The following is a 13,603-nucleotide window of genomic DNA, read 5'->3' as shown; positions in this document are numbered from 1 at the left end:
CTGATTTAGTATAGTAATAATAGTGGAAATGATATGAGTAGTAGAACTCTTAAAATATTATAATTTATACTAATAGTTTAACATATTGATTTACCACTATTCGCTAGTAACTTATAACGTAAAGGGGATTAACAAAATGCAAGATCACTCGCATACTCCTGCGAAGACAGGATTACCCAGAAAAAGTTGGCGGGTATGGTGGAAATTAACCAGGCCACACACATTAACAGCTGGTTTTACACCTGTATTGGTTGGAACAGCGCTGGCGCATGAACATATACCTTCGCTGAATATCGGGTTATTTGTGGCTATGATGGCTGCCGCACTGCTTATCCAAATTGCCACGAACCTATTTAATGAATATTATGATTTCAAAAAGGGACTCGATAATGAGGAATCCATTGGGATCGGTGGTGGAATCGTACATGAAGGTTTGTCACCAAAGTCGATTCTTGCAATAGCACTTGTTCTGTATGGCATATCAGCACTGATTGGTGTTTATATATGCGCAAATAGCAGCTGGTGGTTGGTACTCATCGGATTATTATCAATGTCAATGGGATACTTATATACTGGTGGACCGCTCCCAATAGCCTATACCCCATTTGGTGAGATTACATCCGGTTTCTTTATGGGCTGCCTGATTATCTTGATTTCTTATTTTATTCAAACTGGAAATGTGACATTAGATGTATGGCTCGTAACTGTCCCATTCTTTTTGACCGTGGGTGCTATTCTGTTATCAAATAATATTCGCGACAGAGTCGGGGATAAAAAGGGTGGCCGAAAAACATTGGCAATCCTGATTGGCAAGAAAAACGCCATTATCGTACTGGCAGCCATGTTTGCTCTCTCCTATGTATGGGCATTCGTACTTGTGTTCTCAGGTATTACTTCTCCTTGGACATTACTTGTGCTATTGAGCATTCCAAAAGCGGTACAAGCCGTGAAAGGATTTGTTGCCAATGACACTCCACCGGAAATGATGCCTGCCATGAAAGCAACAGGCCAAACGAACACATTCTATGGTCTTTTATTTGCATTTGGTATGTATATTGGATTCTTCTTCTAAATCTTTTGATAAGCCTCTTAGTAGAGGCTTATTTTTTTACTCTCTAATCTTGCTATTTCTCTTAAATGTTTTTCTACCGTTTGATGGGGTAAATGTAACAATACAAGTTACTAATTACAGTTAAGGAAGTGGTAGCATGCTAAGTAAGGATCAACTTCAAGCTCTAACAGATAGATTAATAGAACAAAAAGAAGAATTTCAAAGCAAATTAAATACAAAAAGAAACAGCCGGCTTGACCTGAGTGAGCGTGAAGCATCCGGAGAACTATCATCCTATGATAATCACCCTGGTGATCTCGGTACAGAATTATTTGAGCGTGAAAAAGATGTCGCTCTAGAACTACATGAAGAAGAGCAATTAAATGAAATAGAAGCAGCACTGTCTGCAATAGAAGAAGGCACATACGGTGTATGTAAAGAGTGCGGAAAGGATATTCCATACGAAAGGCTAGAGGCCATTCCATCCACCCTCTATTGTATCGAGCATTCAAAAAAACAGGAATTAAGCAATCACCGTCCAATTGAGGAAGATGTCATTCAGCCACCAAAGCCAGATTCCCTTCAAAGAACGTATGATCGTCGAATAGAAGACTACACAGACAGCTATCAGGAGGCTGCTCAATACGGAACCTCTGAAACTCCGTCCGATATGGTTAGAGATGTAAAAGGATATGAAGATCTGTATCCTGATCAAACAGAGGATGAAGGTTTCGCAGATGAAGTTGAGTCATTCGTTGGTAATGGTCCGGACGGAGAACGTAAAGTATATCAAAGCGATGCAAAAACCGATTATGAAGAACGCCTGGAGGATGAAAACCTGGAGTCAAATTTAGGAGATATTCCTTACCGAAAAAGAGATAGTTATGTGGACAATAAGAATAAATAAGGCAGCCCTATTGGCTGTCCTTTTTTCTCTGCTGCTATATATAACTATAATCTTTAAAGAGATTTCATTGAGCTGTTTTTCACTTAATGATTAGTCTAATTAATAGCTCATAACAGTTACATATGACAAAAAGTAGCTTCTGCATAAAACATTACACAAGGTAAAAAGGCAACCTATATTCCTTTAATCAATGGAATATAGGTTGCCTTTATCTATTTTACATAATTTATTTGTTTCTTTGATTTACAGGGTTCACATTCCAGATGTCTGTTGCATATTCCTGAATTGTTCGGTCGCTTGAGAAAAATCCTGAATTAGCAATATTTATTACACTTGATGAATTCCATTTCTTTTTGTCTTGATAAGATGCCTCTACTTTTTCCTGTGTACTTGCATAGGAACCAAAATCCCTTAATACAAAATATTGATCATTTTCTAATAGCAGAGAATCATAGATCATATCAAACATTCCAGATGTATTCGGGAAGAATCCGTTAATTAATTGGTTTACAGCCTGATGAATTCTTCGATCAAGCATATAATATTCTGAGGAGTGATAACCTCCATGTGCGTTGTAATTCATAACTTCCTCTGACGATAATCCGAATGTAAAGATATGGTCTTCTCCGACTCTCTCAAAGATTTCTACATTAGCCCCATCCATTGTACCGATGGTCAAAGCACCATTCATCATAAATTTCATATTACCTGTTCCGGATGCTTCTTTACTAGCAGTCGAAATTTGTTCACTTAATTCAGCAGCAGGGAATATTTCTTCAGCCAGAGATACCCGATAATTTTCGAGAAATACGACCTTTATATAATCTTTTGTGTCAGGATCATTATTTACTTTATCCGCAACGGTGTTAATCAATTTAATGATTTTTTTGGCATAGTAGTATCCCGGAGATGCCTTAGCTCCAAATATAAAGGTACGCGGATATGGCTTGAAATTTGGTTCTTCCTTCATTCGATTGTATAAATACATAATGTGAAGAACATTTAACAATTGGCGTTTATACGCGTGCAAACGTTTGACCTGCACATCAAAAATACTATCTGGATTAATAGTTATACCATTTTGTTCTTTAATCCGCTTAGCCAGCATTTTCTTATTGTCTGCTTTAACTTTCATTAGCTCTTCTAAAAAGGAGGAATCCGTACTAAACCGCTCCAATTCCTTCATATATACCGGATCAATTTGCCACTTTTCGCCGATTGCTTGCGAAATTAAACGGGAAAGTCCTGGATTGGATTTCAATAGCCATCTGCGATGAGTAATACCATTGGTTTTATTATTAAACTTTTCAGGAAAAACCTGATAGAAATTGTTCATTTCTCTCTTCTTGAGAATCTCAGTATGCAGATGGGCTACTCCGTTTATACTATGGCTGCCTGCAATAGCCAGGTGGGCCATTTTAACCTGATCATGAGCAATGATAGCCATATCCTCTATCCTTTGCCAATCACCCGGATAAAGCTCCCATAGTTGCTGACAGAACCGCTCGTTAATCTCATTTACAATCATAAAGATTCTCGGCAATAATGGTTGGAATAAACGAATTGGCCATTTTTCCAATGCCTCAGAAAGCGTCGTATGATTCGTATAAGATATCGTTTTGGTGGTTACTTCCCATGCTTCATCCCATGACATTTTTTCTTCATCTAACAAGATCCTCATTAATTCCGGGATGGCCAGAACAGGGTGAGTATCATTTATATGTATTGATACGTATTCATGCAATTTGCTCATAGGAATATTCTTTTGGCGATATGTCTTTAATATGGTATGCAAACTGGCTGAGACAAGGAAATACTGTTGTTTTAAACGCAGAATTTTCCCGCTGTCTTCTGTATCATCCGGATAAAGAAATTCTGATACCAATTCTGTATCACGCTTGTAACGCATAATATCTCGATGATAAGGAGCCGGGGCAGGTTCAGCATTCCACAATCTGAGTGTATTCACCGTTTCATTATGATAGCCAACAACCGGTATATCATAAGGCACAGCCATGATTGGCTCAGTATCAACATGACGGAAACCTAAACGGCCATCAGAATCTGTATAGGATTGTACTTCTCCCCAAAAAGGTACCATTACTGCCTGATCGGCTTTTCGAACCTCCCATACATGTCCATTTTGAAGCCATTGTTCCGGATATTCAACTTGTACGCCATCAATGATTTTTTGCTCAAATAAACCATATTTATAGCGGATTCCACATCCATGACCAGGCAATTCCAAGGAAGCAATGGAATCCATGAAACAAGCAGCTAATCGGCCTAACCCACCATTACCGAGCGCAGAATCCGGCTCAAGTGTTTCCAGTTCAGAAAAGCTAATCCCTAAATCCTCGAGCCCGTCTTCCACTACTTTTTGTATGCCAAGATTTAAGACATTACTCCCCATAATTCTACCGAGTAAAAATTCAATTGATAAATAGTAGACCTGCTTTGTCTTCGTTTCTCTATATAATTGATTGGTTTTAATCCAATTCTTACTTATATATTCACGAATCATAATTCCTAAAGTATGATATTGCTCCTGCGGAGTCGATTCTGCAAATGTTTTTCCATAAGACATTTCAAGCTTAGATATAAAGGCTTCCTTAAACAGTTCTTTATTATCAAACATCTAAATCAGATCCTCTCAATCAAATCTTTATACAAAACCTCATACTCTGCTGCTGAACGTGCCCAGCTATAGTCCTTCTTCATCGAATTCTTAACAATCTTTTTCCACTCAGATGGATTATGATAAAAAGATAATGCCCGACGTATTGTATAAAGCATGTCATGAGCATTAAAGTTAGTAAATGAAAAACCATTGCCCTCGCCAGTAAATTCATTATATGGCTGTACAGTATCGCGCAGACCACCTGTTTCCCTAACAATCGGCAATGTACCATATCTCATTGCTATTAATTGGCTTAACCCGCAAGGTTCAAATTTAGAAGGCATAAGGAACAAATCAGCTCCAGCATATATTTGATGGGCTAAATCTTCATTAAAACCAATGTGGACTCTTAATTTATCCTGATACCATTGGGACGTATAACCAAAGAAGTGCTCGAATTGCGGATCGCCTGTACCCAGCATGATCATTTGGATATCTTCCTGCAAAATCTCATGGAATACAGCTCTAACCAGATCAAAGCCTTTCTGAGAGGTTAAACGTGAAACAACGGCAATCAGCGGCTTGCTATCATCGACCGGTAAATTGAAATACTCCTGAAGATATCGTTTATTCGCCTTCTTGCCTTTCAGATTATTGACTGAAAACTCACTGGCAATCGCAGCATCTTTTTTAGGATTATACAAGTCATTGTCGATACCATTTAAAATCCCATATAAATCTGAGTCCCTCACCTGCAGCAATCCATTCAGACGCTCACCGTAATAGTCAGTTTTAATCTCCTCTTTATATGTAGGGCTGACAGTAGTAATTGCATCCGCATAAACCAGTGCTGATTTCATAAAGTTGACGTTTCCGTCAAATTCCAGCTGGTTAAAGTAGTCATCATGAATCCCCAGTACATCATCAAGAAAACTTTTTCCATAAATACCCTGAAATTGCAGGTTATGAATTGTAAATATATTTTTGATATTTGCTAGTTTCGTATTCTGGTGCTGAGTTTTTAATAAAAATGGAATCATTCCCGTATGCCAATCATGTGTATGAATAACATCCGGTAAAAATGGAATATGATAAAGTGCTTCAACAGCCGCTTTACAGAAATAAGCAAAACGTTCGCCATCGTCAAATTGCTCATAAAGCTTTGGTCTATGGAAATAATATTCATTATCCATAAAGTAATAAATGACACCATCATATTCAGCTTCAAAAATACCGCAATACTGTCTTCTCCAGCTTAACTGTACCTCAAATTCGGCAATTTTTTTTGCTGAATTAAAAAAATGAGTAGGTATCGTCCCATACTTAGGAAGCAACACTCTTACCTCATGACCTAACTTTTTTAATTCTTTCGGAAGAGAGCCGGCTACGTCAGCCAGCCCTCCAGATTTAGCAAAGGGTACACATTCAGATACTACAAATAATACATTCACGAGTTCATCAACGCTCCTTGTTTTACACCTTTTTGAATAACAATTGGTTGGAATGGAGACCCAATCAGAACTGTTCCATCAGCAATTTCTACATCCTTATCGAGAATTACATAGTCAAGTTTGCAATTCTTACCGATCTTTGTTTTCTGCATGATTATGGAATTTTTAATAGAAGTACCTTCATCAATATTAACGGCCCTGAAGATGATACTCTGCTCTACTTCACCTTTTATGAAAGAACCGTTGGCAACCATTGATTGGCTTACATGAGACTTCTCACTATACTTGGAAGGTGGCTCATCCTTAACTTTTGTATAGATAGGACGTTCCTTCATGAATAACTGACTCCAATTCTCTTCTTTAAGGAGATCTATACTTGATTGAAAATAGGCATTAATAGAATTGATATTCGCCAGATAACCTTCATACTGATAAACACAGATAGCGAAGTCGGAATAATGATCTTCCACAACATCCTTTAAACTTGTGTAACCCGTTTGTTTCCGCTCATCAATTAATTTAACAAGCAGTTCTTTTTTAAGGATGAACATTTCAAGTGATTCTTTATCTTTTTTAATTTCCGTAATATCACATTTGTTTTGTATGTGATATTTGAGAACAGCATTAAAATCGATATTGCAAACGGTTTGACTGTTAGCAACGATCACATACTCCTGTTTACTTCTTTCAAGATAGGTCATATGATAAGCAAAGTGATCAAACGAGTGAACCTCACCAGATACATCTTCTGTATGAGGCACCGGAAGAAAGAATAGTCCATCTCTTTTTCTATTCAAATCCCAATTCTTGCCTGTTCCTAAATGGTCCATTAACGATCTGAAATGTGCCTGTGGATAAACAGCTACATTAGATATGCCTGAATTAACCATGCTTGAAAGAATAAAATCTATTAAACGGAAACGACCAGCTATTGGTAATGCTGCAACATTCCGACTTTTTGTTAAAATATCCAGGGACTCAAAACTATTCGTGGCATCTATAATACCCAATAGTGATTTACTCATATTTTCAACGCCTTTCACTATATCAAGATAATTTTATAACATTCTCTTCTGTTAACAGTTCTGGATTAACCAATATAACATCTTCATCATCAATAGGTCTGATCACCTGGTTATCCGGTATAACAGCACCTGGGGGAATAATAGCCTTTTCAATATAGACGTTCTTTCCGATAATGGCATCTGACATGATTACAGAATCTTTTACATGTGCGTCTTTGCCAATCTGTGCTCCATAGAAAACGACTGACTTTTCCACCTTACCTTCAACAATACATCCTTCGTTAATCAGTGATTCTTTAACCTCTGCTTTGTTAGATAGATATTGTGGCGGTCTGTTCGGATTAACTGAATAAATGCGCCATGAATAGTCATAAAGATTTAATTCACACTCTTCGTCCAGTAAATCCATATTAGCTTCCCAATAACTTTTCAGTGTACCAACATCTTTCCAATATCCTTCAAATGGATAGGCATATACCTTTTTATCATCATTTAATAATAAAGGTATGATATCCTTACCAAAATCCCTTGTGGAATCTTCATTTTTAGCATCTTTAATTAAATAGTCTTTTAGAACTTTTCGATTAAATATATAGATACCCATAGAGGCTAAATTATTTTTCGGATTTTTTGGTTTCTCTTCAAATTCCATTACAGAATAATCTTCTCTGGTGTTCATAATTCCAAACCTGCTTGCTTCATCCCAAGGTACAGGAATAACAGAGATAGTCGCATCGGCTCCTCTTTCCTCATGGAAGCTCAGCATTTTATCATAATCCATTTTGTAAATATGATCTCCTGAGAGAACAATCACATAATCCGGATCATATTGGTCGATATAGTTTAAGTTTTGGTAAACCGCACTTGCTGTACCTGTATACCATCTCATTTCCTTTGAAGCCGAATATGGAGGTAAAACAGTAACTCCGCCATCTTTTAAATCCAGATCCCAGGCACTTCCGTTAGAAAGATAGGAATTAAGCAATAATGGCTGGTATTGCGTTAATACCCCTACCGTATCTATTCCAGAGTTCGTACAGTTACTTAATGTGAAATCTATAATTCTATATTTACCACCAAATGGGACTGCCGGTTTTGCAACATCAGCTGTCAAAGCCTCAAGCCTTGTTCCTTGTCCTCCCGCCAGTAGCATTGCGACTATTTTTTTCTTTGCCATTTTCATTTAACTCCTTCCGTTTTTTAATGGGACGCAGTACAGTAATTCCAAATGGAGGTACCTTTATCTTTACGTGATATGGTCTCCCATGAAAAGTACCTTCTTCTGCGATGATTTTCTTTTTATTAACATGATTGCTTCCACCATATTGGATTGCATCACTATTTATGACCTCTTTGTACTCCTGTTTATCAGGCACTCCAACTTTATATTCTTCATAAGATATATTTTTGAAATTACACAATATTATCAATGGATTTCCTTCTCGATCACGACGAATAAATGAGAAAATGGACTGATCGGTGTTATGAACATCAATCCACTCAAATCCTTCAGGATAATCATCTAACTCATATAACGGCTTTGACCGTTTATAAAACTTTAGTAAATCTGTAAAGAAATGATTTAATGTTTGATGAGAATCATAATTTAGTAGATGCCAATCAACCTGTTCTTTATCCTTCCATTCTGAGAACATTCCCAGCTCTCCACCCATGAATAATAATTTTTTCCCCGGGTGGGTTGTCATAAATCCCATAAGTAATTTCAACTGAGAAAATTTTTCTTCGTAGCTTCCTGGCATTTTATCAAGAAGAGATTTTTTACCGTGGACCACTTCATCATGTGACAAGGGTAAAATAAACCGTTCCGTATAAGCATACATTAAGGAGAATGTTACTTTATTATGAAGAGCCTTCCGAGAATACTGATCTGATTCCATGTACTCTAAAATATCGTTCATCCAACCCATATTCCACTTATATGTAAATCCTAAACCTCCCTCACTAGCCGGCTTAGTTACGTTAGGCCAATCAGTTGAGTCTTCAGCCATCATAAGAACTGTAGGATCGGATTCTTTTACAACTCGGTTAAGTTTCTGTAAAAAATCTATAGCATGTGGATTAACGTCACCACTATATGTATTGGGCCAATAAATGATATTTGCGACAGCATCCACTCTAAATCCATCTATGTGAAAGTACTTCATCCAATATCTTGCGTTGGAAATTAAAAAACTATGAACTTCTGGTTTACTCAGGTCAAAATTTGCTGTTCCCCATACTGGATTCTCTCTATGTTTGAGATCAGAGTATTCATAAACAGGTGATCCATCAAACATAAATAACCCATGAGCATCTTTGCAATAGTGACCAGGTACCCAATCAAGCAATACACCTATGTTATGCTGGTGACATTGATCGATAAAATATTTCAAGTCTTCAGGTCTGCCATATCGGCTTGTTGGTGAATAATAACCTGTACTCTGATAGCCCCATGATCCGTCGAACGGATGTTCAGTTAGTGGCATAAGCTCAATATGCGTAAAGCCCTGATCAACTACATAGGGGATGAGTTCATCGGCCAGGTCACGGTATGTATAAAATTCTTCAATCTTACATTCATCGCTTGGTATGGACACTTGCCCTTCCTGAATATGTTTTCTCCATGTTCCTGAATGAATTTCATAAATGAACATGGGGTTCTCTTCATGTTGTTTCTTTGATTTCTTCTTAAGCCAGGACGCATCATTCCATTTATATGAATCATCTAAAGGATATACGACAGATGCAGTATGAGGCCTTATTTCTGAATAAAAAGCATATGGATCACTCTTTAGAGCTATTTCTCCAGATGCTGCTTCAATTTCATATTTATATATATGTCCGTCCAGGTTTTTATCTACCAGAAGCGTCCAAATACCCTGTTCAGAAACTCTTTTTAACTCATAACCTTTACCGTTCCAATTATTAAAAGAACCCACCAAGCGTATCTGACGGGCGTTTGGTGCATATACTGTAAACCTTGTATGTATATCATCATTTACCTTTATCAAATGGGAACCGAACAGTTTATATGCATCATAAAGAGAGCCTTCATGAAACAAATGAACCTGATAATCTGTTGGGATAGCATTAGGCATATTATCACCCTTTCTAGAATTTTCTCAATATACTAATTAAACTACTTATTCTGTAACTAAATCAAATGCAAAAATTGTTAATTTAGCTACAAAAAGCTCTATTCCACTACTTTTTGGAATTAGTAAGATAAATTAACAGGCTTCAGTATAATATATCCATAATATAGTCTATAGAAACTTAAATACTATAAATATTTTATTATATAGGAAAAATATGAACGGAGTGGTTCCACCACTCATGAATGAGTTTATTACTTTTATGTAAGAAGATATTAAATTATTTGTTTATTATATTATTTATCTATAATATACAAAATATTCTTATAATTCAAGACCAAGAGGGGAACTTAGATACTTTGGCATATATATATGTCGTTCACCATAGAACTTTAGGATATACAATCGAGGAAAGGATGATTTTGTTGGGTATATTCTTCTGAGGGCTTCTTTATATCGATTGAGGATTTAAGAATTACTATATTCTTTAAAGGAGAACATTATTCGTGAAATTTTTATATAAAGACAAACCTTTACAATTACTTTTTATTTTCTCATGGATCTACTAATTAAAGCAAGACCTAAATAAATAGTACCCTGTCAGAATACTATAAGAAGATGTCTATGCGAGCGTTCAATTGCTTACTTATGTTGATTTATGAATCAAATGAGGGCTTATCGTGAGGCATATTTGTGGAGGTTCGAACAGTAACATTAGTATAGAGTAAAATGACAATAGCTTATAGCGAAATTTTTCTTAATTCCCAAATGGGAAAACAATTCAAGAATTGACTCACACATATATTCAAATTACAGGTAGAAGTGGATTTTCAATTGGGTTGATATAATCCTTACTAAAGAGATCTTGAAATTTTACATGGTATTCCTCTTAAAAATACATGATAATCAGTTCGGCTGTATTCTCGCACTATTTTAGACTTTAACTGTCATTAGAATCTTATCTTTGCCTTCTTATAAGGCGTTTAGGAGACAATGTATTTAACGGACAGAACTTCTTTGGCAGCTATGTTTTAATAATTAAGATTTCATTTAATAAAATGATATATAAAAAAACCATGTACATGATGTACATGGTTTTTATGACCCCTACGGGATTCGAACCCGTGTTACCGCCGTGAAAGGGCGGTGTCTTAACCGCTTGACCAAGGGGCCAAATGGCGGAGAAGGAGGGATTTGAACCCTCGCGCCGGTTACCCGACCTACACCCTTAGCAGGGGCGCCTCTTCAGCCTCTTGAGTACTTCCCCAAATATGGCTCCGCAGGTAGGATTCGAACCTACGACCGCTCGGTTAACAGCCGAGTGCTCTACCACTGAGCTACTACGGAATAATGGTATATGGGCCTAAATGGACTCGAACCATCGACCTCACGCTTATCAGGCGTGCGCTCTAACCAGCTGAGCTATAGGCCCGAAGTAAAATTTGGAGCGGGTGAAGGGAATCGAACCCTCATCATCAGCTTGGAAGGCTGAGGTTTTACCACTAAACTACACCCGCACTCTATGGGGCGGCTGATGGGAATCGAACCCACGAATGTCGGAACCACAATCCGATGCGTTAACCACTTCGCCACAACCGCCGTGCATTGTTTTTTAAGTTATGGTGGCTCAGGACGGAATCGAACCGCCGACACAAGGATTTTCAGTCCTTTGCTCTACCGACTGAGCTACTGAGCCGTTTTGTATCTTTTTATTTCTCTGATGCTGCTCAATGTCTTACTGATGAGCTAACATTTTATAAATGGCGGTCCGGACGGGACTCGAACCCGCGACCTCCTGCGTGACAGGCAGGCATTCTAACCAACTGAACTACCGGACCATTTATTGCGGGGACAGGATTTGAACCTGCGACCTTCGGGTTATGAGCCCGACGAGCTACCAGACTGCTCCACCCCGCGACAATAATAATTTGTTTCCATATACTACAAGGTATTTAAGGTATATATGGCGGAGGAAGAGGGATTCGAACCCCCGCGCGGTTTAACCCGCCTCCCGGTTTTCAAGACCGGTCCCTTCAGCCAGACTTGGGTATTCCTCCATATATATTGGTGGACCTTGTAGGACTCGAACCTACGACCGGACGGTTATGAGCCGTCTGCTCTAACCAGCTGAGCTAAAGGTCCTATTTGGTAGCGGCGGAGGGGATCGAACCCCCGACCTTACGGGTATGAACCGTACGCTCTAGCCAGCTGAGCTACACCGCCAAATATTGAATCCTATTAAAGTTTATAATGGTGGAGCCTAGCGGGATCGAACCGCTGACCTCCTGCGTGCAAAGCAGGCGCTCTCCCAGCTGAGCTAAGGCCCCATAAGTTTTAGATGGTCGGGAAGACAGGATTCGAACCTGCGACCCCTTGGTCCCAAACCAAGTGCTCTACCAAGCTGAGCTACTTCCCGATATAATGGCGCGCCCGAGAGGAGTCGAACCCCTAACCTTTTGATCCGTAGTCAAACGCTCTATCCAATTGAGCTACGGGCGCATTTTTGCAAAAAACTAGTGCCGAGGGCCGGTCTCGAACCGGCACGGTAGTCACCTACCGCAGGATTTTAAGTCCTGTGCGTCTGCCAATTCCGCCACCCCGGCATATAACTTGGCATTGGAGCGGAAGACGGGATTCGAACCCGCGACCCCCACCTTGGCAAGGTGGTGTTCTACCACTGAACTACTTCCGCATATAAGTGCGGGTGAAGGGACTTGAACCCCCACGCCGTAAGGCGCCAGATCCTAAGTCTGGTGCGTCTGCCAATTCCGCCACACCCGCATTTTATAAATGGTGAGCCATGAAGGACTCGAACCTTCGACCCTCTGATTAAAAGTCAGATGCTCTACCGACTGAGCTAATGGCTCGTACTGATGGTGCCGGCAAGAGGACTTGAACCCCCAACCTACTGATTACAAGTCAGTTGCTCTACCAATTGAGCTACACCGGCTTAATAGATTTAAATGCTTTTCTAAGACACTTAGTTATTATAACTTATGTGTTTTATAATTTCACCAAGTATTTTTTGGTAATTTTAAATTTATAATGGTGGAGGATGACGGGATCGAACCGCCGACCCTCTGCTTGTAAGGCAGATGCTCTCCCAGCTGAGCTAATCCTCCATTTGTTATTGCCTGGCGACGTCCTACTCTCACAGGGACTCGCGTCCCAACTACCATCGGCGCTGAAGAGCTTAACTTCCGTGTTCGGAATGGGAACGGGTGTGGCCTCTTCGCCATCGTCACCAGACGATTTTGTCAGCGACATTTATTATTATATCGTATTTCTGACATTTTTCAAGAGAAATTTTAAAGAAATTTTATCTTTTTTTCATTCTCTCAAAACTGGATAATGTAAGTTTGGCAAGTATGCTTGAATCATTTGGTTAAGTCCTCGAACGATTAGTATCCGTCAGCTCCATGTGTCACCACACTTCCACCTCGGACCTATCAAC

General features: G+C 38.8%; 7 protein-coding genes, 21 tRNA genes and 1 rRNA gene. 2 read left to right on the top strand and 27 right to left on the bottom strand.

The window, feature by feature from the left end:
* The first annotated feature begins 136 nt into the window (after positions 1–136).
* Positions 137–1,072, top strand: coding sequence for a 1,4-dihydroxy-2-naphthoate polyprenyltransferase (locus AC4D4A_RS13265; RefSeq protein ID WP_490996340.1), 936 nt, complete (start codon positions 137–139; stop codon positions 1,070–1,072).
* 136 nt (positions 1,073–1,208) lie between these two features.
* The gene (locus tag AC4D4A_RS13260; protein WP_490996339.1) at positions 1,209–1,958 is read left to right on the top strand and encodes a TraR/DksA C4-type zinc finger protein; all 750 of its coding nucleotides are present in this window, start codon (positions 1,209–1,211) and stop codon (positions 1,956–1,958) included.
* Between the two features lie 226 nt (positions 1,959–2,184).
* Here the strand turns inward: AC4D4A_RS13260 and AC4D4A_RS13255 are convergent, their stop codons facing one another.
* The 27 genes from AC4D4A_RS13255 to rrf form a co-directional block, all read right to left on the bottom strand.
* Positions 2,185–4,596 carry a glycogen/starch/alpha-glucan phosphorylase gene (locus tag AC4D4A_RS13255; RefSeq protein ID WP_490996338.1) on the bottom strand — a complete coding sequence of 804 codons (2,412 nt, stop codon included), beginning with the start codon at positions 4,594–4,596 and terminating at the stop codon, positions 2,185–2,187.
* Between the two features lie 5 nt (positions 4,597–4,601).
* Positions 4,602–6,029 carry a glycogen synthase GlgA gene (gene glgA, locus AC4D4A_RS13250; protein WP_490996337.1) on the bottom strand — a complete coding sequence of 476 codons (1,428 nt, stop codon included), beginning with the start codon at positions 6,027–6,029 and terminating at the stop codon, positions 4,602–4,604.
* A complete protein-coding gene (locus AC4D4A_RS13245; protein ID WP_490996336.1) occupies positions 6,026–7,054 on the bottom strand; it encodes a GlgC family sugar phosphate nucleotidyltransferase in 1,029 nt (342 codons plus the stop codon). Before AC4D4A_RS13245 ends, glgA begins: the two co-directional genes overlap by 4 nt.
* Positions 7,055–7,076: 22 nt before the next feature.
* Positions 7,077–8,231, bottom strand: coding sequence for a glucose-1-phosphate adenylyltransferase (locus AC4D4A_RS13240; protein WP_490996335.1), 1,155 nt, complete (start codon positions 8,229–8,231; stop codon positions 7,077–7,079).
* On the bottom strand, positions 8,173–10,152 hold the full coding sequence (glgB, locus tag AC4D4A_RS13235; protein ID WP_490996334.1) for a 1,4-alpha-glucan branching protein GlgB: 1,980 nt from the start codon (positions 10,150–10,152) through the stop codon (positions 8,173–8,175). Before glgB ends, AC4D4A_RS13240 begins: the two co-directional genes overlap by 59 nt.
* Before the next feature lie 1,098 nt (positions 10,153–11,250).
* Positions 11,251–11,322: transfer RNA gene (locus AC4D4A_RS13230), tRNA-Glu, on the bottom strand.
* 3 nt (positions 11,323–11,325) lie between these two features.
* Positions 11,326–11,416: transfer RNA gene (locus tag AC4D4A_RS13225), tRNA-Ser, on the bottom strand.
* Positions 11,417–11,421: 5 nt separating this feature from the next.
* Positions 11,422–11,496 (bottom strand) — tRNA-Asn (locus tag AC4D4A_RS13220).
* A gap of 11 nt (positions 11,497–11,507) precedes the next feature.
* Positions 11,508–11,581, bottom strand: a tRNA-Ile gene (locus tag AC4D4A_RS13215).
* A gap of 11 nt (positions 11,582–11,592) precedes the next feature.
* Positions 11,593–11,666, bottom strand: a tRNA-Gly gene (locus tag AC4D4A_RS13210).
* 6 nt (positions 11,667–11,672) lie between these two features.
* Positions 11,673–11,748 (bottom strand) — tRNA-His (locus tag AC4D4A_RS13205).
* 21 nt (positions 11,749–11,769) lie between these two features.
* Positions 11,770–11,845: transfer RNA gene (locus AC4D4A_RS13200), tRNA-Phe, on the bottom strand.
* A 65-nt stretch (positions 11,846–11,910) separates the two neighbouring features.
* Positions 11,911–11,987 (bottom strand) — tRNA-Asp (locus AC4D4A_RS13195).
* Positions 11,988–11,992: 5 nt separating this feature from the next.
* Positions 11,993–12,066, bottom strand: a tRNA-Met gene (locus AC4D4A_RS13190).
* 47 nt (positions 12,067–12,113) lie between these two features.
* Positions 12,114–12,206: transfer RNA gene (locus tag AC4D4A_RS13185), tRNA-Ser, on the bottom strand.
* Positions 12,207–12,214: 8 nt separating this feature from the next.
* A tRNA-Ile gene (locus tag AC4D4A_RS13180) sits at positions 12,215–12,291 on the bottom strand.
* 4 nt (positions 12,292–12,295) lie between these two features.
* Positions 12,296–12,372: transfer RNA gene (locus AC4D4A_RS13175), tRNA-Met, on the bottom strand.
* A 28-nt stretch (positions 12,373–12,400) separates the two neighbouring features.
* A tRNA-Ala gene (locus AC4D4A_RS13170) sits at positions 12,401–12,476 on the bottom strand.
* Positions 12,477–12,488: 12 nt separating this feature from the next.
* A tRNA-Pro gene (locus tag AC4D4A_RS13165) sits at positions 12,489–12,565 on the bottom strand.
* Positions 12,566–12,571: 6 nt separating this feature from the next.
* Positions 12,572–12,648: transfer RNA gene (locus tag AC4D4A_RS13160), tRNA-Arg, on the bottom strand.
* Positions 12,649–12,666: 18 nt separating this feature from the next.
* Positions 12,667–12,752, bottom strand: a tRNA-Leu gene (locus AC4D4A_RS13155).
* 14 nt (positions 12,753–12,766) lie between these two features.
* A tRNA-Gly gene (locus AC4D4A_RS13150) sits at positions 12,767–12,841 on the bottom strand.
* 7 nt (positions 12,842–12,848) lie between these two features.
* Positions 12,849–12,930: transfer RNA gene (locus AC4D4A_RS13145), tRNA-Leu, on the bottom strand.
* 10 nt (positions 12,931–12,940) lie between these two features.
* A tRNA-Lys gene (locus AC4D4A_RS13140) sits at positions 12,941–13,016 on the bottom strand.
* Between the two features lie 7 nt (positions 13,017–13,023).
* A tRNA-Thr gene (locus AC4D4A_RS13135) sits at positions 13,024–13,099 on the bottom strand.
* A 96-nt stretch (positions 13,100–13,195) separates the two neighbouring features.
* Positions 13,196–13,271 (bottom strand) — tRNA-Val (locus tag AC4D4A_RS13130).
* Between the two features lie 10 nt (positions 13,272–13,281).
* Positions 13,282–13,398: ribosomal RNA gene (gene rrf, locus AC4D4A_RS13125) — 5S ribosomal RNA — on the bottom strand.
* Positions 13,399–13,603 lie beyond the last annotated feature (205 nt).

The organism is Pradoshia sp. Z5_111 (genome assembly GCF_058267535.1).
This window is presented reverse-complemented; position numbering and strand designations above follow the sequence as displayed.